Source organism: Roseococcus microcysteis, assembly GCF_014764365.1.
In the GTDB taxonomy this organism is placed as follows: domain Bacteria; phylum Pseudomonadota; class Alphaproteobacteria; order Acetobacterales; family Acetobacteraceae; genus Roseococcus; species Roseococcus microcysteis.
On the sequence record NZ_CP061718.1, the window covers coordinates 1 to 22,864 of the forward strand.

A 22,864-nucleotide genomic window follows, 5' to 3' on the forward strand; every position below is an offset into this window, starting at 1 on the left:
ATGCGGGAAATGAGCCACCATGACCTGCTTCGCCCCGGCCAGACCTGCTGGCGCACCACCCGCGCCGACCGCATGGCCGTCATCGTGGACGCGGCCGATTATTTCTGCGCGGCGCGCGACGCGATGCTGCGGGCGCGGCGGCGCATCATGCTCATCGGCTGGGATTTCGACGCGCGCATCGAGCTGACGCCGGGCGAGACGGAGGAAGGCGCGCCGCCCAAGCTGGGCGATTTCATCCTGTGGCTGGTGCGGAAGCGGCCGGAGCTGGAGGTGTTCATCCTGCGCTGGGACCTCGGCGCCATCCGCACGGTCTTCCGCGGCACCACCTTCTTCACCCTGCTGCGCTGGAAGGCGCATCCGCGCATCACCGCGCGTCTGGATGGCGCGCACCCGGTGGGCGGTTCGCAGCACCAGAAGATCCTGGTGCTGGACGACGCCATCGCCTTCTGCGGCGGCATCGACATGACGGGCGAGCGCTGGGACACGCGCGAGCACGCGGATGACGAACCACGCCGCATCCGCCCCAATGGCGCGCCCGAGAAGCCGTGGCATGACGCGACCACGGCGCTGACCGGGCCGGCCGCCGCCGCGCTCGGTGAACTCGCGCGCGAACGCTGGAAGGTCGCGGGCGGGGCGGAATTGCCGCCGGTGGAAGGCGGGGGCGATCTCTGGCCCGACTGGCTCGCCCCGCAATTCCGCGAGGTGGAGATCGGCATCGCGCGCACCCGGCCCGAAATGCCCGACGCACCCGCCATCCATGAGATCGAGGCGCTGTATCTCGACCTCATCCTGCGCGCGCGGCGGCACATCTACGCCGAGAGCCAGTATTTCGCCTCGCGCCGCATCGCCGAGGCCATGGCGCGGCGCCTCGCCGAGCCCGACGGCCCCGAGATCGTGCTGGTGAACCCCCACACCGCACAGGGCTGGCTGGAGCCCATCGCCATGGACACCGCCCGCGCGCGGCTGCGTGAGGCGCTGCGCGGGCATGACCCGCATGGGCGTTTCCGCATCTACCACCCCGTCACCGCCGGCGGGCGGCACATCTATGTGCATGCGAAGGTGATGGTGGTGGATGATGCGGTGCTGCGCGTGGGTTCCTCCAACATGAACAACCGGTCGCTGCGCCTCGACGTGGAGTGCGACGTGGTGCTGGAAGGCCGCGATGACGCCGCGCGCGCCGCCATCACGGATGTGCGCGACGGGCTGCTGGCGGAACATCTGGGCGTCACGGCGGAGGAGGTGGCGGCGCGCATCGCGGAGGGCGGCTCGCTCATCGGCGCGATCGAGGCGCTGCGCGGCGAAGGGCGCAGCCTCGTGCCCTATGAGACGCCGGACCTGAACGCCGTCGAGACCTGGCTCGCGGACAATGAGGTGCTGGACCCGGAGGGCCCGGGCGAGGCCTTCGAGAGTCTGGCCAAGCGCGGGCTGTTCCGCCGTTTCGGCCGGATGCGCCTGGCGCGCCGACAGCGCGATTGACCCTTGCGGGCGCGCGGCGCAACTTCGGCGCAAGTCAGGAGGAGACGACCATGCTCGAAACCCATCCCCGCCGCGAACTGCGCATCTCGTCCATGCGCGACAAGGTGAGCCCGGCCGAATGGCAGGCCCGCGTGGACACCGCCGCCGCCTATCGGCTGGTGGCGCTCTACGGCATGGACGACATGGGGGCGAACCACATCTCGACGCGCGTGCCGGGCGAGGGGCACAACTTCCTCATCAACCCCTATGGCATGATGTATGACGAGATCACGGCCAGCTCGCTCATCAAGATCGACGAGCATGGCAATGTGCTGGGCAAGCCCGACTACGGGGATTTCGACTTCGGCATCAACCGCGCGGGCTTCGTCATCCATTCCGCCATCCATATGGCGCGTGAGGATGCGGGCTGCGTCATCCACACCCACACCTGGCCGGGCATGGCGGTCTCCTCGCTGGAATGCGGGCTGCTGCCGCTGAACCAGACCTCGATGCGCTTCGCCAAGGTGCGCTACCACGACTTCAACTCCGTGGTGCTGGACCTCAGCGAGCAGGACCGGCTGGTGCGCGACCTGGGCGATGCCAATTGCATGGTGCTGCGCAACCATGGGCTGCTGGTGACGGGCAACACGGTGGGCGAGGCCTTCAACTGGCTGCACCGCATGGAGAAGAGCTGCATGGCGCAGCTCGCCGCCATGGCCTGCAACTCGCCCTTGCAGAAGGTGGCGCCGGAGGTGATCGAGAAGACCTGGCTGGCCTACCAGCCCGGCACGCGCCGCCCCTTCGGCGTGATGGAGTGGCCGGCGCTGCTGCGCCAGCTGGACCGGAAGAGCCCCGGCTACGACGTCTGAGCCAAGGGCAACCAAGGGGCGCGTGGCGCGCTTTCTACCTGAGGTGACCCGGTCCGGGCCGCCACGGGACAAGGAAGGCCGCCATGGTCGCCATTGCCGCACCGGGGTTCGCAAGACCCCTGCATCCATTTCACGCCATCCTGCTCGCCTTCCCCTTGCCGCTCTTCCTGGGTGCGCTGCTGAGCGACCTGGCCTATGGCGCGAACTACCATGAGCAATGGGCCAACTTCGCCTCCTGGCTGATCGCGGGCGGGCTGGTGATGGGCGGCCTCGCGCTGGCCTGGGCGGTGGTGGAGCTGTTCCTGCTGCCGCGCCCGCTGCGCCGCTGGCAGGGCTTCTACATCCTGGCCCTGCTGGTCATGTGGGGGGTGGGCTTCGTGAACGCCCTGGTCCACGCCAAGGACGCCTGGGCGACGATGCCCGAGGGGCTCTGGCTTTCCAGCGCGACCGCGCTGCTGGCCCTGCTGGCGAGCTGGATGGGCTATGCCCGCTATGAACGGGGAGCCGTGCGATGAGGCGCCGCACCTTCGCCACGGGCGTGGCCACGCTGGCGCTCGCCGCCTGCAACGACGAACCGGGGTCCGTGCAGATGGGCCAGTCGCCCGAGCTGCCGCAACCCAGCCGCGGCCTGCTGCCGGACATGACCATCCCCCGCCCCGCGGGCTGGGGCGATGACAGGCCGGTGGTGCCGGAGGGCTACACCATCACCGCCATCGCGACGGATCTGCGCATCCCGCGCCAGACGCTGCTGCTGCCCAATGGCGACATCCTGGTCGCCGAGGGGTCGGGCGGCAATGCCCCCGTGCTGCGGCCCAAGGACCTCGTCGCCGGCATCATCAAGTCCTGGGGCCGGAGCGGCGTGTCGGGCGGCAACCGGCTGACGCTGCTGCGCGACGCCGATGGCGACGGCGTCTATGAGACGCGGCGCGTCTATGCCGATGGGCTGAACGCGCCCTATGGCCTGGCGCTGGTGGACGGCACGATCTACGTGGCGAACCAGGACGCGCTGGTGGCCTTCAACCACGCCGAGGGCTCGCTGGAAGCCATGGGGCCGCCGCGCCTGGTGGCGCGGCTGCCCGCGGCCATCAACCACCACTGGACCAAGGCCCTGACCGCGAGCGCGGATGGGCGCTTCCTCTATGTGGGCATCGGCTCCAACAGCAACATCACCGAGCGCGGGATGCCGGCCGAGGAAAACCGCGCCATGGTCTGGGAGATTGATGCCGCCGACGGCGCGCATCGCCCCTATGCCACCGGGCTGCGCAACCCCACGGCGCTGGCCATCCAGCCCGAGACGGGCCAGCTCTGGGCCGTGGTGAATGAGCGGGACGAGATCGGCCCCGATCTGGTGCCCGACTACCTCACCTCCGTGCGCGAGGGCGGCTTCTATGGCTGGCCCTACAGCTACTGGGGCAACCATGTGGATGAGCGCGTGCGCCCGCAGGACCCGGAGCGCGTGGCGGCCGCGCTGACGCCCGACTACAGCCTGGGCGCGCATGTGGCGGCGCTGGGCGTCGCCTTCTCGACGCCCGCCATGGGGCCCGCCTTCGCCGAGGGCGTCTTCGTGGGCATGCATGGCAGTTGGAATCGCACGCCGCCCTCCGGCTACAAGGTGGTCTTCGTGCCCTTCCGCGACGGCCGGCCGGCCGGGGACGCGGTGGACTTCATCTCGGGCTTCCTCGACGCCGAGGGCAATGCGCGGGGCCGCCCGGTGGGCGTCACCGTGGACCCGCGCGGCGCCCTGATCATGGCCGATGACCTGACCAACACCATTTGGCGCGTGACGGCGCCCGGGGTGACCTAGCCGACGGCGCCCCTCACGCCTTCGGCGCGGCCAGGAATTCCAGCACGGCCGCGTTGAAGTCGGCGGGGTTGTCATTGTTCAGCCCATGGGTGGCGCGGGCGATGGTCACGCGCCGCACATGGGGGATGGTGCGTTCCAGCGCGTCCATGATGCGCCCGAATTGCGGCTGGCTCTGCGCGCCGCCCAGCAGCAGCGTGGGCGCCTGGATGGCCTGGGCGGCCGCGAGGGAATAGGGCGCGCGGCGCTCATCCACCTGCCCCAGCAGGGTGCGGGCATTGTCGCGGCTGATGCGCTTGCGGTCCTCCGGGCGGCGTTCCCAGGCGCCGGGGCCGCCGGTGGCTTCGGCGGCGTGGGTCAGGCCGCCCTCGACATCGCCCGAGGCGATCATCGCGGCCGCGCGCGCGAAGGCGGCCCCCTGCGCGCCGGAGGGCGGCGCGCCGCCCAGGCTTTCATCCAGCTCCCCGCCCGGCTCGGCCAGGAGCAGCGCGCGCACCAGATGCGGATGGCGCTCGGCCACGCGGAAGGCGATGTGCCCGCCACGCGAATGGCCCAGCAGCGCCACCGGCCCCGCGCCGAGCGCCGTGATGACGCCCGCGACATCGGCCACATGGCGGTCAATGGTGAAGTCGCCGCCTTCCTCCCACTTCCCCGGCCAGCAATGCCGCATGCTGAGCGCCATCACGCGGTGGCCGGCGGCGGCGAAGGCCTCCATCTGGGGGGCGAAGCTGCGCTGGTCGCCCAGCGTGCCGTGCACCAGCAGCAAGGGCGGGCCGCTGCCCGCCTCGGCATAGGCGATGGGGTGGCCTTCCACGGTGATGCTGGGCATGGGCGTTCCTTTCCTGCCGCATGACCGTCCCATGCGGCGGCCGGCCCGTGAAGATGGCCGGCCGTTCCGGGGCGCGCGTTATTCCGCCGGCGCCGCCGCCGGCGTGGGCCGCCGCCGCCGCGCCAGCCCCGACATGATGGACCCCGTGATGCCCTTGGGCATGTAGATGATGAACAGCACCAGCAGCAGGCCGTAGATGGTGCCGTCCAGCCCATGGATGTCATGGCCGAAGGTGACGCGCAGCGTCTCGGCCAGCAGCAGGGTGAATACCGCGCCCACCGTCGGCCCAAGCTGCGTGAACAGCCCGCCCGCGATGACCGCGAAGACGATCTGCAGCGAGATGGCGATGCCCGAGACCGTCTCGGGGTTGATGTACATCTGGTACTGCGCGTAGAGCGCGCCGCCCAGCGTGGTCATCGCCGCGCTGATCATCAGGATCATGAGCTTGGCGCGGGTGACGTTGACGCCGACCGAGGCCGCCGCGTCCTCATCTTCCGACGAGGCCTCCAGCGCGTAGCGCAGCATGGAACGGTCCACCAGGCGCCAGATCACCAGCCCGCCCAGCCAGACCAGCAGCGCCACGTAGAAGAAGGTCGCGCGGTCGCCGAATTGCAAAGCGAGGAAGGAGGTGCCCTCCGGCACGCCCGTCACCGTCATGCCGAGCGAGCCGCCCGTCTGGTCGCGCAGGCCCACGATGGTGAGGCGCACCACCTCGCCCAGCGCGAGTGTCACCAGCGCGAAGTAGTGGCCCACGATGCGGAAGCGGAAGCAGGGGTAGCCCACCAGCAGCGCCATCGCCATCGAGACCAGCATGGCGACCGGGATGCCCACCCAGGGCGAGAGCCCCATGGTGTTCCACAGCATGGTGACGACATAGGCGCCGACACCCAGGAAGGCGCCATGGCCGAGGGACACCATGCCGAACCGGCCCATGATGGACCAGGAGGTGTAGACGAAGCCCCAGATCAGCACCGTGATGAGGATGTGCAGATGGTAGTTGCCAAGCCCCAGCAGCGGCACCACCGCCAGGGCCGCGATGCCGATGCCGCCCAGGATGCGCGTGTTCATGGACCTGCTCCCCTCAGCGGCTGAACAGGCCCTTGGGCCTGACGAACATCATGGCGATGAAGAAGCAGAAGGCGATGACGTAGCCCCACTCGATCTGGAACAGGTAGCCGCCCACCGAGATGAACTGCGCGAAGATGAAGGCCGCCACGAAGCCGCCCAGCATGTTCCCCAGCCCCCCCATCACGCAGACCATGAAGGTGATGGGGCCGAAGGAGAGGCCGATGGCGGGGTGCACATCGTATTGCAGCACCAGCAGGCTCGCTGCCACGCCCGCCATGCCGCCGCCGATGGCGGAGGTGATGAGGTAGATGCGCCGCGGGTCCACGCCCATCAGCGGCATGATCTCGCGGTCCTGGGAAATGGCGCGGATGGCGGTGCCGAGATAGGTGCGCGTGAGGAACAGCCAAAGCAGCAGCACGCCCACCAGTGCGGTCGCGAAGGCCAGGATGCGCGCGAAGCTGAAGAACATGTCGCCGAATTCCACCACCGGCATGCGGATGCCGATGTTGCGGAACTCGATCCCGAAGGCGAGCGTCGCGGCCGCCTGCAGGAAGAACAGCACGCCACCCGTCACCAGCAGCTGGTTGATGGGCGCGGTGCCCAGCACGGGTTCGATCACGAAGCGGTGGAGTATCACGCCCAACAGCGCCACCCCCAGCACGGCGGCGCTGATGGCCCCCGGCAGCGGCACCTCGTAATACACATAGAGGAAGAAGATGGCGTACATGCCCACCATCACCAGCTCGGCATAGCAGATCCAGACCACGTCGATCACGCCGAAGACCAGGTTCAGGCCGAGCGCCAGCAGCGCCAGCACGCCCCCAGCAGCAGCCCGTTGATGATGGATTCGAGCAGGAAGCTGTCGAACATGATGCGATCCCTACAGGCCGAGATAGGCGCGGCGGATTTCGGGCGAGGCCAGCAGCTCGGCCGAGGGGCCGGACTGCTTGATGGTGCCGACCTCCAGCAGATAGGCGCGGTCCACGACCTGCAGCACCTGCTGGATGTTCTGCTCCACGATCAGCACGGTGTAGCCCTCGGCGCGGATGCGCCGCACCAGGCTGAACACCTGCTGCACGATGACCGGGGCGAGGCCCGCCGAGGGTTCGTCCAGGAGAAGCAGCTTCGGCCCGCTCATCAGCCCGCGGCCGATGGCGCACATCTGCTGCTCGCCGCCCGACATGGTGCCGGCCATCTGCAGGCGGCGCTCCTTCATGCGGGGGAACAGCTCATAGACGAAGTCGAGCCGTTCGGCGTAACGGCGCCGCGCCTCGGGGTGGAAGGCGCCCATGCGGAGGTTCTCCTCCACCGTCAGGCGCGGAAAGAGGCGCCGGTGCTCGGGCACATGGGCGATGCCCATCTCCACCACGCGGTGGGCGGGCACGCGCGCGAGGTCCTGGCCCTCCATCACCACGCTGCCCTGGGTGGGCGCGATGGTCTTGGAGATGACGCGCAGCAGCGTCGTCTTGCCCGCGCCATTGGGGCCGATGACGCCCACCGCCTCGCCGGCGCGGACCTCCAGGCTCACGTCGAACAGCGCGCGGAAACTGCCATAGCCGGCGGAGACATTGCACACTTCCAGCATGGGGGCGCTCAAGACGCGGCCTCGTCGAAGGTGATCTTCTCGGAGCCCAGGTAGATCTCGATCACGCGCGGGTCACGCGCCACCTCGCGCGGCAGGCCTTCGAAGATCTTCTCGCCATGGTCGAGCACGATGGCGCGGTCCACGACGCGCATCAGCACGCCCATGATGTGTTCCACCCAGATGATGGTGATGTTCTTCTCCCGCCTTATGTGGCCCAGCATGTCGGCGGCGGCGTTCATCTCGGTCTCGTCCAGCCCGCCCAGGCTTTCATCGGCCAGCAGCAGGCGCGGCTGGGTGGCGATGGCGCGGGCCAGTTCCAGCTTCTTGAGGCCGGCGGCACCCAGCGACGCCACCTCGGCGTGCGGGTCGGTGGGCAGGCCCACCAGGGTCAGCGCCTCCTCCGCCTGGTCCAGCGCCTTGGCGCGCGTCACGCTGCCGCGCTGGCCGTAGAAGGCGGCGGTGACGACATTGTCCAGAATGGTGAGCTGCTTGAACGGGCGCGGAATCTGGAAGGTGCGCCCCACGCCGCTGTGGCAGATCTCGATGGGCGCGAGACCGCCGATCTCGCGCCCTTCCAGCTTGATGCTGCCCTCGCTCGGCTTCAGCAGCCCCGCGATCATGTTGAAGGTCGTGCTCTTGCCCGACCCGTTGGGGCCGATCAGCCCCAGGATCTCGCCCTGTTCGAGCGCGAAGGAGATGCGGTTCACGGCCACGAAGCCGCTGAACCGCTTGGTCAGGTTCTCGACCTGCAGCATGCCCTTCCGCCCTCAGAGCAGATCGCACATGGCTGGCAACAGCCATTGCGTGAATCTGCTCTTCATGACGCGGCTGGAGTGGTTTTCACGCATGTGAAAATCGCTCTAGCGGGCGGCGTAGGCATGGCCCGCCGGCAGCGGGAGCACGGGGTCGGCGGTCTTCAGCGCCTCCGGCCACACAATCTTCGTCTCCCCCTCCACATACTGCATCACCACGGGGGTGGAGCGGGCATTCTGCCCCGCCATCGGGTGGCCCGGCGGGTTGAACTGCACGCCATAGCCCTGGATGGTCCCGCCCACCGGAATGTCGGTGGCGAGTGCCGCCTGGCGCAGCGCATCGGGCGTGAAGCCGCCATGGTTGCGGATGGCGCGCGGCAGCACGTCCGTCAGCAGGATCCAGGTCTGGTTGAAGCCCATGGAGGTGTGGGGCGGCACCTCGGTCACGTTGGTCTCGGCGCGGTAGCGGCGGACCATCTCGGCCGTGACGTCGCCCAGGCCGGGTGCGAGCGAGGCCGGGTTGAGCAGCTGCGCCGCCACCGGGTCCACGTTGTAGATGTAGTTCGCGTCCTGGCGGAAGGTCTGCTGCAGGCGGTCGATCTGCCCATAGCCCGCCCCATGCCCGATCAGCGCGCGCCAGCGCAGGCCCAGCTCACGCGACTGGCGCAGGAAGAGCGTGATGTCGGGGTTGTAGCCGGTGTGCAGGATGACGTCCGGCCGTTCGCGCCGCAGCTTGGTGACCAGCGAGGAGAGGTCGGGCGCGGTGGCCGCATAGCCCTCCTTCAGCACCAGGCGCAGGCCGAGTTCGCGCGCGGTGGCCTCGTTGCCGGCGGCCACGCCGGCGCCATAGGGGCCGTCCTCATAGATGATGGCGACGCGCACATCGCGCACCGGCTTGCCCAGGCGGGATTGCGCGTTCTCCGCCACGAAGCGGCAGGAGGCCTCGCCGAACTGGTCGCTGTGGACCTGCGCGCGGAAGACGTATTCGAGGTTGCGGTCCTTGAACACCGAGGAGGCCACGCAGACATTCGCCCACATGAAGCGGCGCTGCTGGTTCACGCGCTGCGCCATGGGCACGCAATGCGCGGACGAGAACACGCCCATGATGATGTCCACGCGCTCCTGCTCCAGCAGGCGCGTCATCTCGTTGATGGCGACCTCGGTGCGGGATTGCGCGTCGGCGTAGATGGCGTTGAGGCGGTGGCCCTCCACGCCGCCACGCTCATTGATCATGTCGATCGCGTGCTTGGTGCCGATGGCGGAGGCGAGCGAGCCGCCGCCGGCGAAGGGCCCGGTGTAGTCATAGATCACGCCGAGCTTGATCTCGCGCTGCTGCCCGAAGGCCGCGGCGGGGACGAGGGACAGCGCGCTCGCGCCACCCAGCAATCCACGTCGGCTCAGATGATGGTGCATCCTGTCCCTCCCTGTCGTTCTGATTGTGCGGCTCTGCTGGCCGTTGGACGTTCCGGGAGTGAGTGCAGCGGGCGAGGGGATTGCTGTCAATGGGAAAAACGCCGGGCGCGGCAACGCCCGGCGTGGCGCGCCTCAGCTCCCGCGGTGGAAGGCGGCGCGGTCCATCCGGCCGAGTTCCGTCAGCAGCAGCGGCCAGAGCCGCAGCCCCTCGTCGAAGGAGGAGAGGCGGAAGAACTCGTTGGGCGCATGCGCATCCTCGTCCGCGCTGGACAGGCCGAACATCAGGCTGTCCATGCCGAGCTTCTCCTGGAAGATGGTGGTGATGGGCACGGTGCCGCCCAGGCGCGTGAGCGCCGGCTCGCCGCCCTTTTCCTGCCGCAGCACGGTGGTGGCGGCCGCGCGCAGCGGGTGGTCGGCGCCCAGCGTGTAGGCGCGGGTGCCGCCCGGCGTGTAGTCGAATTCCAGCGCGACGCCGGGCGGCGCGTGGCGTTCCAGATGCGCCTTCACCGCCGCCTGCGCGCCCGCCGGGTCCTGGCCGGGAATGAGGCGCATGGTCAGCTTGGCGTGCGCCTCGGCCGGCGTCACCGTCTTGCCGCCCTCGCCGATATAGCCGCCCCACATCCCGTTGACCTCCACGGTGGGGCGCAGCGTGGTGCGTTCGCGCACCGTATAGGCCGGGTCGCCAAAGGGGGTCGCGCCATAGGCCGCGTACCAGGCGGCCTCGTCGAAGGGCAGGGTGGCGGCCTCGGCGCGCAGCGCGTTGGTCATGGGCGGCGCGCCGGCCTCGAAGCCCTCCACCACCACGCGGCCGTGTTCGTCATGCAGCGTCGCGATCAGGCGCGCCATCTCGTGCAGGGCGTTGCGCAGCGCGCCGCCCACCTTGCCCGAATGCGCGTCCTTCCTCGCGGTGCGCAGGCTGAAGCGCAGCGAGGTGATGCCGCGGCAGCCGATGTTCAGCATGGGCTGCGGCCCGGAGGCGCCGCCGCCATCGGCCGAGAGCATCGCATCCGCCACCAGCAGCTCGCGGTTCGCCTCGATCAGCGCGGGCAGGCTCGGGCTGCCCACCTCCTCCTCGCCTTCCAGGAAGAGCTTCACGTTCACCGGGCAGCCGCCCTCGACGGCGAGGAACGCGCCCACCGTCTCGATGGCGATGGTGGTGGAACCCTTCACGTCCGAGGCGCCGCGCGCATAGATCCGCCCGTCGCGGATGGTGGGCTCGAAGGGCGGCGAGTGCCACAGCTCCATCGGGTCCGCCGGCTGCACGTCGTAATGGCCGTAGATCATGATGGTGGGCTTGTCGGGCCCCGCGCCCAGCCAGGCGCCATAGACGGCGGGCTGCCCGCCCTTGGGCATGTCGGGTGCGTCCAGCAGTCGCACATCCTGCAGGCCCAGCGCGCGCAGCCGCTCCAGCAGGAATTCCCGCGCGCCGCGCATGCCATGCTCGAAGGCCGGGTCGGTGCTGACCGAGGGCAGGCGGATCAGCGCCAGGAGCCGGTCGAGGATGGCCTCGCGCTGGCTGGCCAAATGTCGCGCGACTTGTTCGCTCATGCAGGGATCTCCGATCGTCGCGCGCAAGGCTAGATCAGCGGCGATGGGCTGGGAATTGCCGCGCCGCGGACCTTCCCACGCTGGCATCACTGATGCGCTGTGATACTCTTCGGTTGCGGCGAGCACGGCGGGAAGGGAAACAGGATATGGCGCTTCAGCCAATGATGCCTCCGGTTGCAAGCGGGGCCGTGCGGCGCCACGTGCGGGTGTGATGGCCGCGATCCGCGTCGCCTCCGTCCGCCACACCCATCCGGATGTGGCCGCCCGCCTGTGCCGGCAGCGCATCGGGCCGGATGCGCCCGCCATGCTGCTGGTCTTCTGCGGCGGCAAGCATGACCCCGTGGCCATGCTCGCGGCCCTGCGCGCGGAATTCGGCCCGGTGCCCATCCATGGCGGTTCCGCGGCCGGCGTCATCGGCCGCGAGGGCTGCGGCTATGCCGGCTTCGAACTGGGCGTGCTGGCCATCATGGACCCGGGCCTCGTGCCCCAGGCGGTGCTCACCGAGGCACTGCGCCGGGATGAGGTGGCGGCCGGGGCGGAGCTGGGCGCGGCCGTGGGCGCCATCGCGAGCCCCGATGCGGCGGTGATGCTGCTCTTCGACAGCGTGGCCTCGCGCACGCCGCCCTTGCTGCACTTCGCCAGCTCCATCGTGGAGGGCTTCCATGACGGCTTCGGCAACACGCCGCTGCAGCTCTTCGGCGGCGGGCTGCTGACGGACATGAACCTGACCGGCGGCTGGGTCTTCGCCGGCGACCGCGTGCTGAAGCATGCCGCCGTGGCGCTGGTCTTTCCCCCCGGTGTGGCGGTCGAGACGGTCATCATGCATGGCTGCCGGCCCATCAGCTCCTTCATGGAGATCACGCGCATCCAGGGCGCCGAGGTGTTCGAGCTGGATGGCGAACCGGCACTCACCGTCATCGAGCGCATGCTGGGCCTGCCGCCAGGCGAGGTGCGCGGACAGGAACTCTCGCTGACGGTGACGCTGGGCCAGAAGCTGGGCGACCCCTACGCCCCCTACCAGGAGGGCGACTATGTGAACCGCCTGATCTTGCGCGCCACGCCCGAGGCGGGCTCGGTCACGTTGTTCGAGCCGGACTTCGCCCTTGGCGCCCAGGTGCAGATCATGAGCCGCGACAACTCGCTCATGCTCGATTCCGTGCGCCGGGGCGTGGCCGCGATGAATGCGGGGCTTGTGGGCACCGACCCCCTCTTCGCCCTCTACATAGACTGCGCGGGCCGCGCGAGTGCCCGCAGCGGCGCCGCCATCGAGGAGGCGGAGCTGGTGACGCAGGGCTTCGCCCCCGCAGTGCCGCTGCTGGGCTTCTATTCGGGCGTGGAGGTGGCGCAGGTGGGCGGCGGCATCGGGCGTTCCCTCGACTGGACCGGCGTGCTGGCCGTGTTGCGCCGCCGATGACCCAGCACCCGCCGCCGCAAAACCCGATCGAGCGCGAGCTCGCCTACTACCGGCGCGAATGCAATGACCTGGGTGCCAGGCTGCTGCGCCTCCAGGAGGAGCAGAGCCAGGCCTTCCGCGAGGCGCGCCGCAGCCGCACCGTCGCCAAGCTGATCCGCGAGGCGCACCGGCTGACGGATGTGTGCAACCTGCCCGACGAGATCGGCGAGCCGATGCTGGAAGTGGTGGTGGACAACGCGCTCTGCGACCGTGCGGCCTTCCTGGAGCGTGTCGGCCCGGAGGAGCCGCCGCGCTTCCGCGTCACCCACATGATCGGCATGGGCGGCGAGAGCTGGCCGCGGGAGGTGGTGCTGCCCGCCGCCCCCGGCTTCTTCTTCACCACCTCGCGCACGCCCATCGAGCCGCCGGCCTATGAGCTGACCTCCATCCTGCGCACGCCCTACATCCTCTGGGCCCATGACCCGGGCAGCGGCGTCGCGCTCATCATGGGCAACCACAGCGAGGGCAATGTCTCCCGCCCCTTCGAGACGCGGGACCAGGAACTGGTGGAGGGCGCGCTCTCGGTCTACATCGACGTGCGCGCGCGCAAGGCGGCGGAGGCGGAGCTGCGCGCGGCCAAGCTGGCGGCGGAGGCAAGCGGCGCGGCCCGCGCGCGCTTCCTGGCCACGCTGAGCCATGAGCTGCGCACGCCGCTCAATTCCATCATCGGGTTTTCCGAGATCCTGTCGTCCGGCTCCAGCATCTCCGCGACGGCGCGGCAACGCGACGCCTATATCGCGCAGATCCATGATTCCGGCCGCATGCTGCTGGAGCTGATCGACAACATCCTGGACTACGCCAGCCTGGAGAACGCGACGCCCAGGCTGCGGCGCGAATGGATCGCGGGGCGGTCGCTGCTGGATGCGGTGCTGGGCGAGGCGGGCTCGATCGCGCTGCGCCAGGGCGTGGAGCTGGTCTGCGATCCGCCCGAGGAGGGGTTGCAGCTGCATGTGGACCGGCTGCGCTTCCGCCAGGTGCTGACCAACCTGCTGGGCAATGCGGTGAAGTTCACGCCCGCCCGCGGCCGCGTCAGCCTCGCCATCCTGGCCACGCCCAACGGTGGAGCCATGGTGCGCGTGACGGATACGGGCATCGGCATCGCGCCCGATGACATCCAGCGCGCGCTCGAACCCTTCCAGCAGGTCTCGGACGGGCACAGCCGGCAATTCCCCGGCACCGGCCTCGGCCTGCCCATCGCCAAGACGCTGGTGGAGGCGCATGGCGGCACGCTCGGCATCGAGAGCGTGCCGGGCATGGGCACCAGCGTCACCGTCACGCTGCCGCCCGAGGCGGTGCGGCGGGTGGGGGAGGGCGCGCCCGCCCCCGGCTGAGGCCTCAGGCGGGGGTGTGGCCGGGCTCTCGTCCGATGCTGGCCGGCGTCGTCGCCGCCAGGGTGGCGAGGTTGCTGTCCACCGCCTCGAACAGCCCCCAGCAATCCGTGTAGCCCTGGGGGAAGCCGGGCGAGCCCGCCTCGGCGTCCTGCTGGCGCGCATGGATGTAGTTGGTCCAGCGGCGCGTGGCGGGGCGGCGGTGGTGGAAATCATGGCACGGGGCGTCGCCCACCAGCACGAAGAGCCGCACGAAGAGCTGCACGGTCAGCATGTTCAGCCACCAGCCGGCCCATTGCGCCAGGCCGCGCAGGGTGTCGGCCCGCGCCTCCGGCGGGGGGCGGCCGGCGAAGACGCCCGTGGTCGCCTCGCAGACGAAGAGCTTGTCGCGCAGCGCGATGAAATGGGCGTCCGGGAAGCGGTGCTCGCAGAGGATGCGGTAGATGGTCGCGATCTGGAGCAGCACGGTCACCGGCAGCACCCACAGCACCAGCAATTCCACCAGCGTGCCGGTCGCCAGCGCCAGGGCGATGAGGCCGAGCCAGAAGGCGCGGCCCATCCAGTCATGCGCCCGGTCTCCGGTGAAGAGCGAGGCCTGGATGCGGCGGCGGAGAAAATGCAGGTGGAAGGCGGGCGAGACGGTGATCCGCGCCACGCGCCGCCACAGCTCGGCCTTGGGCAGGCCGGCCTCGAGCCGGCACAGGCCCAGCACGAAATCGGCGAACTCATCCTCCTCGGTCAGCAGCTTCTTCGCGCTGTGGTGCATCATGTGCTCGCGCTGGTAGTCGTCGAAGCGCTTGAACAGGAGGAAGGCCGAGACCATCCGCCCCACCTGCCGGTTGCGGCCGCGGTTGGCGAAGACGGTGCCGTGCGAGCAGTGGTGGAAGATCACCACCTGGAACAGCCCAAGGCCGGAGGAGGTCAGCAGCCACCCCAGCGGCAGCAGCAGCCAGGCGGCCAGGGGCGGGGCGGCCAGCATCAGGGGCAGGGCGCCGAGCGCCATGCCGCCCAGCACCAGGGCCAGCGCGCCCGCCACGAAATGCGCGGCCGGGCGGTCGGCGCGCGTCTCGCCCGGGGCGGGCATGGCGGTGAGCCAGGTGAGGAAGGGTTGCAAGGCCGCCGGGAGACGGACGGCCATGGCCTCGCGGGGGTTGCGGAGGGCTGGCGCGGGGCTGAGGGCCGGCGCCTCCGCGGCGAAAGTGTCGCGGGAGAGAAACATCGGCAGCGTTCCTTGTCGAATGTCGCACTTTGTGGACTGGCGCCACCATACAACGTTCGAAAGGAATGCACGGCATAGGATCAAGCATTAACGCACGCCGGGTGGGGCGCCGCGTCGCGGTCACTTGAACCATATTGTCAGGAAAGGGGTGGTGCCCAGGAAAGGACTCGAACCTTCACGACCTTGCGGTCACTGGCACCTGAAGCCAGCGCGTCTACCAATTCCACCACCTGGGCACGATGGGGTGAGCGGCGAGATAAAGGGGGGCCGGGGGGCCGTCAATCCCACCCCGCGCGGAATTCGTCACATGGCGTGTGGCATCTCCCCCTGGCCCCGCGCGCCCGCCCCCCATATGGTCCGGCGCGACCGGAGGATGGTGCGATGCGCAAGGTGGCGACGGTGTTCGGCGGGGCGGGTTTCCTGGGGCGGCAGATCGTGCAGCGCCTGGTCCGCGAGGATTGGATGGTGCGGGTGGCCGTGCGCGACCCGGTGCGGGCGCATGGCATGCACACCATGGGCCGGGTGGGGCAGGTGGCGGCACTCGCTGCCGATGTGACGCGCGATTCGGGCGTGGCCCGCGCGGTCGAAGGTGCCGGCGTGGTGGTGAACTGCGTGGGCATCCTGCACGGCAATTTCGAGGCGGTGCAGGCGGAAGGCCCGGCCCGCATCGGGCGCCTCGCGGCCGCGGCGGGGGTGGAGAAGCTGGTCCATGTCTCGGCCATCGGCGCCGATGCGACGAGCGAGAGCCGCTATGCCCGCAGCAAGGCGGCGGGCGAGGAGGGGCTGCGCGCCGCCTTCCCCAACGCGACCATCCTGCGCCCCTCGATCGTGTTCGGGGCGGAGGACGCCTTCTTCAACCGCTTCGCGCAGATGGCCATGGTCTCGCCCATCATGCCCGTCATCTGCGGCGAGACGCGCTTCCAGCCCGTGCATGTGGGCGATGTGGCCGATGCGGTGATGGCGGCGCTCGCCCGGCCCGAGGCGGCGGGGCGGACCTATGAGCTGGGCGGGCCGCGCGCCTGGACCTTCCGCGAGTTGCTGGCCTTCATTGTGAAGGAGACCCATCGCAAGCGCCGGCTGGTGAACATCCCGCTGGGCGTGGCGCGGTTGCAGGCGCGTTTCGCGGAGCTGTTGCCCAACCCGCCGCTGACGCGCGACCAGCTGATCCTGCTGCAACAGGACAATGTGGTGGCGCCGGGCGCGCTCACCCTGCGCGACCTCGGCATCACGCCCGCCGCGGTGGAGGGTCTGGTGCCGGCCTACCTCGCGCGGTTCCGTCCGGGCGGGAACCGGAGGGAGCGGCCAGGGGTTTAGGTCCGGAACGGACATATATGCTTGCCTAAAGCCCCGTGTCTCGCACCACCCACGTAACGGAGTGGAAAAATAGGTAAGCAAGACTGACTAAAATGTTGCTTTTGCTCTGGCGCGGGCGAAAGCAACCCGTTAAGCATCCTGCAAGGGAGAGGGCCGCGCGCGGCTGCGCGGCCTTGCCCAATTCCCAGGCCGGCCCCCGCCGGACCCCAGGTTGCAAGGATCGTCCCATGGCCGAGCGCATGCTCCAATTCGTCCGCCTGCAACAGCAGACGCCGGACAAGCGCCCCGCCAGCGCCCGCCGCGAGGATTTCGACGAGATCTACGCCCGCTTCGACCCCGAGCGCGCCAAGCAGCAAGCGAGCCGCTGCAGCCAATGCGGCGTGCCTTTCTGCCAGGTGCATTGCCCCTTGCAGAACAACATCCCCGACTGGCTGAAACTGACCGCGGAAGGGCGGATGGAGGAGGCCTATGAGGTCGCCGCCGCCACCAACACCTTCCCCGAGATCTGCGGCCGCGTCTGCCCGCAGGACCGTCTCTGCGAGGGCAATTGCGTCATCGAGAAGGGGTTCGAGAGCGTCACCATCGGCTCGGTCGAGAAGTACATCGTGGACACCGCCTGGGAAAATGGCTGGGTGAAGCCGCCCACGCCCACGCGGGAGCTGCCCCATTCGGTCGGCATCATCGGCGCGGGCCCGGCCGGGCTGGCCGCGGCCGAGCGGCTGCGCGTGCGGGGCTTCCAGGTGCATGTCTATGACCGCTACGACCGCGTGGGCGGGCTGATGATCTACGGCATCCCCAACTTCAAGCTGGAGAAGGAGGTGGTGCTGCGCCGCTGGGAGCAATACGCGGCGGGCGGCATCCATTTCCACATGAACACGGCGGTCGGCCAGGACGTGACGCTGGAGGAACTGCGCGCGCGGCATGACGCCATCTTCATCGCGACCGGTGTGTACAAGGCGCGCGACGTGGAACTGCCGGGGGCGGACCTCGCGGGCGTGGTGCCGGCGCTGGATTACCTGACGGCCTCCAACCGCCAGAATCTGGGCGACACGGTGCCGGACTACGAGAGCGGCGCGCTGAACGCGGCGGGGCGCGAGGTGGTGGTGATCGGCGGCGGCGACACCGCCATGGATTGCGTCCGCACCGCCATCCGCCAGGGCGCGGAGCTCGTCACCTGCCTCTATCGCCGCGACAAGGCGAACATGCCCGGCTCCATGCGCGAGGTGCACAATGCGGAGGAGGAGGGGGTGCGCTTCCTCTGGCTCTCGGCGCCGGAAGCCTTCCTGGGTGCGGGTTCGGTCACCGGCGTGCGGGCCGCGAAGATGCATCTCGGCCTGCCCGACGCCACCGGCCGCCAGCAGGTGGCGCCCATCCCGGGCAGCCATTTCGTGGTTCCCGGCAGCCTGGTCATCAAGGCGCTGGGCTTCGACCCCGAGGATTTGCCCACGATGTTCAATGAGCCCGCCCTGGCCGTCACCCGCTGGGGCACGCTGAAGGTGGATTACCGCACCATGATGACCGACCTGCCCGGCGTCTTCGCCGGCGGCGACATCGTCCGCGGGGCCTCGCTGGTGGTGTGGGGCATCCGGGATGGCCGCGACGCGGCCGAGCAGATCGCGCAATACGTGCTGGCCAAGGCCAGCCTCCAGCAGGCGGCGGAGTGACGGAGATGACGGAAGAAACCGGCGCGCAATTCGCGGAAGGCTACGCCCGCAACAAGGCCCTGCTGGAGCAGGCCGGCATTGACACCACCGAGCATGACGCCTGCGGCGTGGGCCTCGTGGCCGCGCTGGATGGCAAGGCCTCGCGCGCGGTGGTTCAGGCGGGCATCGAGGCGCTGAAGGCCGTCTGGCACCGCGGCGCCGTGGACGCCGATGGCAAGACCGGCGACGGCGCGGGCATCCATGTCGAGATCCCGCAGGAATTCTTCGCCGAGGCCGTCCGCAATGGCGGCGACAAGGTGAAGCCCGGCCCCATTGCGGTGGGGCAGGTGTTCCTTCCCAAGACGGATTTCGGCGCGCAGGAACGCTGCCGGCAGATCGTCGAGACCGAGATCCTCGCCATGGGGTACGGCATCTATGGCTGGCGCCAGGTGCCCATCCACACCGCCGTCATCGGCGAGAAGGCGAACGCGACGCGCCCCGAGATCGAGCAGATCCTGATCCATGACCCCGAGCTGCGGGACGTGGAGACGATGGAGCGCGACCTCTACGTGATCCGCCGGCGCATCGAGAAGCAGGCCATCGCGGCGCAGATTCCGGAGCTCTATCTCTGCTCGCTGTCCAGCCGGTCCATCATCTACAAGGGCATGTTCCTGGCCGAGGCGCTGTCCGAATTCTACCCGGATTTGCAGGACCCGCGCTTCGTCAGCCGTTTCGCCATCTACCACCAGCGCTACAGCACCAACACCTTCCCCACCTGGCGCCTCGCGCAGCCCTTCCGGATGATCGCGCACAATGGCGAGATCAACACGCTGCACGGCAACGTCAACTGGATGAAGGCGCACGAGACGCGCCTCTCCCACCCGCTGCTGGACGCCTATCTCGATGACATCAAGCCCGTGATCCAGGCGGGCGGGTCCGACACCGCCAGCCTCGACAACGTCTTCGAGCTGCTGGTGCGCGGCGGGCGCGACGCGCCCATGGCCAAGGCCATGCTGATCCCGGAAAGCCTCGGCAACAACGCGACCATGCCGCCGGCGCATCACGACCTCTTCCTCTACTGCAACGCGGTGATGGAGCCCTGGGACGGGCCGGCGGCGCTCTGCGGCACGGATGGGCGCTGGGTGGTGGCGGGGCTGGACCGCAACGGGCTGCGGCCGTTGCGCTACACCGTGACCGATGGCGGCCTGCTCATCATCGGCTCCGAGACGGGCATGGTGAAGGTGGCCGAGGACCGGGTGAAGGCGAAGGGCCGCGTCGGTCCCGGCCAGTTCATGGGCGTGGACCTCGACACGGGCAAGCTCTACCTCGACCATGAGCTGAAGGACATGCTGGCCGCCCGCAAGCCCTTCGGCCAATGGGTGAACCGCACCACGCGCATTGACGGCATCGTGAAGGCCCAGCCCGCCGCGCCGGCGCCGCTGACCGGCGAGGCGCTGCGCCGCGCCCAGCTCGCCGTCGGCTACACGCTGGAGGAGCTGGAGCAGATCCTGCACCCCATGGTGGAGGACATGGCCGAGGCCGTGGGCTCCATGGGCGATGACACGCCGGTGGCGGTGCTCTCGTCGCAATATCGCGGCCTGCACCACTACTTCCGGCAGAGCTTCAGCCAGGTCACCAACCCGCCCATCGACAGCCTGCGCGAAACCCGCGTGATGACGCTGCGCACGCGGCTGGGCAACCTCGGCAACATCCTGGATGAAGACCCCACGCAGTGCGACATGCTCATGCTCGACAGCCCCGTGCTGTCGAGTGCGGAGTTCGGCGCGATGCGGGCCCATATGGGCGCCTCGGCCTGCGAGGTGGACTGCACCTTCCCCGTCAGCGAGGGCGAGGCCGGGCTGCGCCGCGCGCTCGACCGCATCCGCCGCGAGAGCGAGGATGGCGTGCGCTCCGGCTGCCAGCACGTCATCCTGACCGATGAGGCGCAGGGGGCGGACCGCGTGGCGGTGCCGATGATCCTCGCGGTCAGTGCCGTTCACACGCATCTGGTCAAGACCTCGCTGCGCACCTTCACCTCGCTGAACCTGCGCTGCGCGGAATGCCTGGACGTGCACTATTTCGCGGTGCTGATCGGCGCGGGGGCCACCACCGTCAACGCCTATCTGGCGGAAGCCTCGGTGGCGGACCGCCACCGGCGCGGGCTGTTCGGTGAACTCACGCTCGACCAGGCCATCGCGCGCTACAAGAAGGCGGTGGACAAGGGGCTGCTGAAGGTGATGTCCAAGATGGGCATCTCCGTCCTCTCCTCCTATCGCGGGGGGATGAACTTCGAGGCCATCGGCCTCTCCCGCGCCCTGGTGGCAGAGTTCTTCCCCGGCGTGCCCTCGCGCATCTCGGGCATTGGCCTCGCCGGCATCGCGCGGCGCGCCATGGCTTTGCATGAGCGCGCCTTCGGCTCTGAGGCCGTGACGCTGCCGGTGGGCGGCCTCTACAAGCTGCGCCAGCGCGGCGAGGCGCATGCCTTCGGCGGCACGCTGATCCACATGCTGCAAAAGGCGGTGGACACGGACAGCTACCAGACCTTCAAGCGCTACAGCGAGGCGGTGCGCCGCCAGCCGCCCGTGGCGCTGCGGGACCTGCTGGATTTCCGCGCCGAGGGCCGCCGCGCCATCGCCATCGAGGATGTCGAGAGCATCACGGAAATCCGCAAGCGGCTGCTGGCGCCGGGCATCTCGCTGGGGGCGCTCAGCCCCGAGGCGCATGAGACGCTCTCCATCGCCATGAACCGCATCGGCGCGCGCAGCGACAGCGGCGAGGGCGGCGAGGACCCGGAGCGCGCGAAGCCCCGCCCGAACGGCGACAACGCGAACAGCGCGATCAAGCAGATCGCCTCCGGCCGCTTCGGCGTCACGGCGGAGTATCTGAACAACTGCCGCGAGATCGAGATCAAGGTCGCCCAGGGCGCCAAGCCCGGCGAGGGCGGCCAGCTTCCGGGCTTCAAGGTGACGGGGCTGATCGCGAAGCTGCGCCACTCCACGCCCGGCGTCACGCTGATCTCGCCGCCGCCGCACCATGACATCTATTCGATCGAGGATCTGGCGCAGCTCATCTACGATTTGAAGCAGATCAACCCCGAGGCCACGGTCTGCGTGAAGCTGGTCTCGCGTTCGGGCATCGGCACCATCGCGGCCGGCGTGGCGAAGGCGAAGGCGGATGCCATCCTGGTCTCCGGGCATTCGGGCGGGACGGGCGCCTCGCCGCTCACCTCCATCAAATATGCGGGCCTGCCCTGGGAGATGGGCCTCAGCGAAACCCATCAGGTGCTGCTGCTGAACCGGCTGCGGCACCGGGTGAAGCTGCGCACCGATGGCGGGCTCAAGACCGGGCGGGACGTCGTCATCGCCGCCATGCTGGGCGCCGAGGAATTCGGCATCGGCACCGCGTCCCTGGTGGCGATGGGCTGCATCATGGTGCGGCAATGCCATTCCAACACCTGCCCCGTGGGGGTCTGCACCCAGGACGAGGCGCTGCGCGCCAAATTCGTGGGCAGCCCGGAAAAGGTCATCAACCTGTTCAGCTTCGTGGCGGAGGAGGTGCGGGAAATCCTGGCCGAACTCGGCTTCCGCAAGCTGGAGGATGTGATCGGCCGCACGGATCTGCTGAAGCAAGTCAGCCGCGGCGCGGAGGATCTGGACGACCTCGACCTCAACCCGCTGCTGGTGAAGGCCGATAGCGGCCCGCACGCGCCCTTCTGCACGCTGGAAGGCCGCAACGAGGTGCCCGAGACGCTGGACGCCGACATGCTGCGCGACGCCGCACCGCTGTTCGAGCGGGGCGAGAAGATGCAGCTGGCCTACAACATCCGGAACACGCACCGCGCCATCGGCACCAAGGTGTCGTCCCGCATCGTGCGGCAATACGGGATGACGGGGCTGCAGGAGGGCCATCTGTCGGTGCGGCTGCGCGGGTCCGCGGGCCAGTCGCTGGGCGCCTTCGGGGTGCGGGGCCTCAAGCTCGAGGTCTTTGGCGACGCCAATGACTATGTGGGCAAGGGGCTGTCGGGGGCGACCATCGTGGTGCGGCCGGCGCCGTCCTCGGGCCTGGTCTGGAACGAGAACACCATCATCGGCAACACCTGCCTCTATGGTGCCACGGCCGGCGCCCTCTTCGCCGCCGGCCAGGCGGGCGAGCGCTTCGCCGTGCGCAACTCCGGCGCGGTGACGGTGGTGGAAGGCTGCGGCGCGAATGGCTGCGAATACATGACCGGCGGCACCGTCGTGATCCTGGGCGAGGTCGGCGACAATTTCGGCGCGGGCTTCACGGGTGGACAGGCTTTCATCCATGACCCGGCGGGCACCTTCGAGCGGCGGGTGAACCCCGACACCCTCCTGTGGCAACGCCTGGAAAGCGCCCATTGGGAAGGTGAGCTCAAGCGCCTGATCGAACGCCATGTGGCCGAAACGGGCAGCCGAAACGCGGCCCGCCTGCTCAATGACTGGTCGAGCGAGCGGGGGCATTTCTGGCACATCGTGCCCAAGGAATACGCCCGCTATTTGCCGCGTCCGATGCGCGAGGTGGCGGAAGCGGCCGAGTAGCGTCCTTCACGCGAAAGGGGCGAGGTGGCAT

The 22,864-nt window shown here is 69.5% G+C and carries 17 protein-coding genes and 1 tRNA gene; 9 read left to right on the forward strand and 9 right to left on the reverse strand.

Going from position 1 to position 22,864, the window contains the following annotated elements; translation table 11 throughout:
- Positions 1–9: 9 nt before the first annotated feature.
- The 4 genes from ICW72_RS00005 (at position 10) to ICW72_RS00020 (ending at position 4,128) form a co-directional block, all read left to right on the forward strand.
- Positions 10–1,476 (forward strand): phospholipase D-like domain-containing protein, encoded by a 1,467-nt coding sequence (locus ICW72_RS00005; protein ID WP_191084349.1) that lies wholly within the window; start codon positions 10–12, stop codon positions 1,474–1,476.
- 50 nt (positions 1,477–1,526) lie between these two features.
- Complete coding sequence (locus ICW72_RS00010) at positions 1,527–2,324, forward strand: class II aldolase/adducin family protein (protein WP_223880719.1); 798 nt, start codon at positions 1,527–1,529, stop codon at positions 2,322–2,324.
- A gap of 83 nt (positions 2,325–2,407) precedes the next feature.
- A complete protein-coding gene (locus ICW72_RS00015; protein WP_191084350.1) occupies positions 2,408–2,839 on the forward strand; it encodes a DUF2231 domain-containing protein in 432 nt (143 codons plus the stop codon).
- Positions 2,836–4,128 carry a PQQ-dependent sugar dehydrogenase gene (locus ICW72_RS00020; protein ID WP_191084351.1) on the forward strand — a complete coding sequence of 431 codons (1,293 nt, stop codon included), beginning with the start codon at positions 2,836–2,838 and terminating at the stop codon, positions 4,126–4,128. Before ICW72_RS00015 ends, ICW72_RS00020 begins: the two co-directional genes overlap by 4 nt.
- Positions 4,129–4,141: 13 nt before the next feature.
- Here ICW72_RS00020 and ICW72_RS00025 read toward each other — a convergent pair whose 3' ends face one another.
- The 7 genes from ICW72_RS00025 to ICW72_RS00055 form a co-directional block, all read right to left on the reverse strand.
- The gene (locus tag ICW72_RS00025) at positions 4,142–4,954 is read right to left on the reverse strand and encodes an alpha/beta fold hydrolase (protein WP_191084352.1); all 813 of its coding nucleotides are present in this window, start codon (positions 4,952–4,954) and stop codon (positions 4,142–4,144) included.
- A 78-nt stretch (positions 4,955–5,032) separates the two neighbouring features.
- Positions 5,033–6,022: a branched-chain amino acid ABC transporter permease gene (locus ICW72_RS00030; protein WP_191084353.1), complete on the reverse strand. Its 990-nt coding sequence runs from the start codon at positions 6,020–6,022 to the stop codon at positions 5,033–5,035.
- 13 nt (positions 6,023–6,035) lie between these two features.
- Positions 6,036–6,839 (reverse strand): branched-chain amino acid ABC transporter permease, encoded by an 804-nt coding sequence (locus ICW72_RS00035; RefSeq protein WP_223880720.1) that lies wholly within the window; start codon positions 6,837–6,839, stop codon positions 6,036–6,038.
- Positions 6,840–6,902: 63 nt separating this feature from the next.
- The gene (locus ICW72_RS00040; RefSeq protein ID WP_191084354.1) at positions 6,903–7,607 is read right to left on the reverse strand and encodes an ABC transporter ATP-binding protein; all 705 of its coding nucleotides are present in this window, start codon (positions 7,605–7,607) and stop codon (positions 6,903–6,905) included.
- 8 nt (positions 7,608–7,615) lie between these two features.
- Positions 7,616–8,362, reverse strand: coding sequence for an ABC transporter ATP-binding protein (locus ICW72_RS00045; RefSeq protein ID WP_191084355.1), 747 nt, complete (start codon positions 8,360–8,362; stop codon positions 7,616–7,618).
- Between the two features lie 105 nt (positions 8,363–8,467).
- Positions 8,468–9,772 (reverse strand): ABC transporter substrate-binding protein, encoded by a 1,305-nt coding sequence (locus ICW72_RS00050; RefSeq protein ID WP_191084356.1) that lies wholly within the window; start codon positions 9,770–9,772, stop codon positions 8,468–8,470.
- Between the two features lie 132 nt (positions 9,773–9,904).
- Positions 9,905–11,320: a dipeptidase gene (locus tag ICW72_RS00055; RefSeq protein WP_191084357.1), complete on the reverse strand. Its 1,416-nt coding sequence runs from the start codon at positions 11,318–11,320 to the stop codon at positions 9,905–9,907.
- Between the two features lie 211 nt (positions 11,321–11,531).
- On the opposite strand from ICW72_RS00055, the gene ICW72_RS00060 reads away from it, so the two are divergent.
- Both ICW72_RS00060 and ICW72_RS00065 read left to right on the forward strand, forming a co-directional pair.
- Positions 11,532–12,734: an FIST signal transduction protein gene (locus ICW72_RS00060; protein WP_191084358.1), complete on the forward strand. Its 1,203-nt coding sequence runs from the start codon at positions 11,532–11,534 to the stop codon at positions 12,732–12,734.
- Positions 12,731–14,104, forward strand: a complete 1,374-nt coding sequence (locus ICW72_RS00065; protein ID WP_191084359.1) for a sensor histidine kinase — start codon at positions 12,731–12,733, stop codon at positions 14,102–14,104. The genes ICW72_RS00060 and ICW72_RS00065 overlap by 4 nt, the downstream gene beginning before the upstream one ends.
- Positions 14,105–14,108: 4 nt before the next feature.
- On the opposite strand, the gene ICW72_RS00070 is transcribed toward ICW72_RS00065, so the two are convergent.
- Both ICW72_RS00070 and ICW72_RS00075 read right to left on the reverse strand, forming a co-directional pair.
- Entirely contained in the window at positions 14,109–15,320 is a 1,212-nt protein-coding gene (locus ICW72_RS00070; RefSeq protein WP_191084360.1) for a fatty acid desaturase, read from the reverse strand.
- Between the two features lie 149 nt (positions 15,321–15,469).
- Positions 15,470–15,556: transfer RNA gene (locus tag ICW72_RS00075), tRNA-Leu, on the reverse strand.
- 145 nt (positions 15,557–15,701) lie between these two features.
- Between ICW72_RS00075 and ICW72_RS00080 the strand changes: the two genes are divergently transcribed.
- From ICW72_RS00080 to gltB, 3 genes are all read left to right on the forward strand, one after another.
- Complete coding sequence (locus tag ICW72_RS00080) at positions 15,702–16,634, forward strand: complex I NDUFA9 subunit family protein (RefSeq protein ID WP_191084361.1); 933 nt, start codon at positions 15,702–15,704, stop codon at positions 16,632–16,634.
- 227 nt (positions 16,635–16,861) lie between these two features.
- Positions 16,862–18,298, forward strand: coding sequence for an NAD(P)-dependent oxidoreductase (locus ICW72_RS00085; protein ID WP_191084362.1), 1,437 nt, complete (start codon positions 16,862–16,864; stop codon positions 18,296–18,298).
- Positions 18,299–18,303: 5 nt separating this feature from the next.
- Entirely contained in the window at positions 18,304–22,833 is a 4,530-nt protein-coding gene (gene gltB / locus ICW72_RS00090) for a glutamate synthase large subunit (protein ID WP_191084363.1), read from the forward strand.
- Positions 22,834–22,864 lie beyond the last annotated feature (31 nt).

Excerpts from the sequence above, each read along its gene's own strand:
- ICW72_RS00005 (WP_191084349.1), top strand. The coding sequence starts at position 10 with ATGAGCCACCATGACCTGCTTCGCCCCGGCCAGACCTGCTGGCGCACC.
- ICW72_RS00010 (WP_223880719.1), top strand. The coding sequence starts at position 1,527 with ATGCTCGAAACCCATCCCCGCCGCGAACTGCGCATCTCGTCCATGCGC.
- ICW72_RS00015 (WP_191084350.1), top strand. The coding sequence starts at position 2,408 with ATGGTCGCCATTGCCGCACCGGGGTTCGCAAGACCCCTGCATCCATTT.
- ICW72_RS00020 (WP_191084351.1), top strand. The coding sequence starts at position 2,836 with ATGAGGCGCCGCACCTTCGCCACGGGCGTGGCCACGCTGGCGCTCGCC.
- ICW72_RS00025 (WP_191084352.1), bottom strand. The coding sequence starts at position 4,954 with ATGCCCAGCATCACCGTGGAAGGCCACCCCATCGCCTATGCCGAGGCG.
- ICW72_RS00030 (WP_191084353.1), bottom strand. The coding sequence starts at position 6,022 with ATGAACACGCGCATCCTGGGCGGCATCGGCATCGCGGCCCTGGCGGTG.
- ICW72_RS00040 (WP_191084354.1), bottom strand. The coding sequence starts at position 7,607 with ATGCTGGAAGTGTGCAATGTCTCCGCCGGCTATGGCAGTTTCCGCGCG.
- ICW72_RS00045 (WP_191084355.1), bottom strand. The coding sequence starts at position 8,362 with ATGCTGCAGGTCGAGAACCTGACCAAGCGGTTCAGCGGCTTCGTGGCC.
- ICW72_RS00050 (WP_191084356.1), bottom strand. The coding sequence starts at position 9,772 with ATGCACCATCATCTGAGCCGACGTGGATTGCTGGGTGGCGCGAGCGCG.
- ICW72_RS00055 (WP_191084357.1), bottom strand. The coding sequence starts at position 11,320 with ATGAGCGAACAAGTCGCGCGACATTTGGCCAGCCAGCGCGAGGCCATC.
- ICW72_RS00060 (WP_191084358.1), top strand. The coding sequence starts at position 11,532 with ATGGCCGCGATCCGCGTCGCCTCCGTCCGCCACACCCATCCGGATGTG.
- ICW72_RS00065 (WP_191084359.1), top strand. The coding sequence starts at position 12,731 with ATGACCCAGCACCCGCCGCCGCAAAACCCGATCGAGCGCGAGCTCGCC.
- ICW72_RS00070 (WP_191084360.1), bottom strand. The coding sequence starts at position 15,320 with ATGTTTCTCTCCCGCGACACTTTCGCCGCGGAGGCGCCGGCCCTCAGC.
- ICW72_RS00080 (WP_191084361.1), top strand. The coding sequence starts at position 15,702 with ATGCGCAAGGTGGCGACGGTGTTCGGCGGGGCGGGTTTCCTGGGGCGG.
- ICW72_RS00085 (WP_191084362.1), top strand. The coding sequence starts at position 16,862 with ATGGCCGAGCGCATGCTCCAATTCGTCCGCCTGCAACAGCAGACGCCG.
- gltB (WP_191084363.1), top strand. The coding sequence starts at position 18,304 with ATGACGGAAGAAACCGGCGCGCAATTCGCGGAAGGCTACGCCCGCAAC.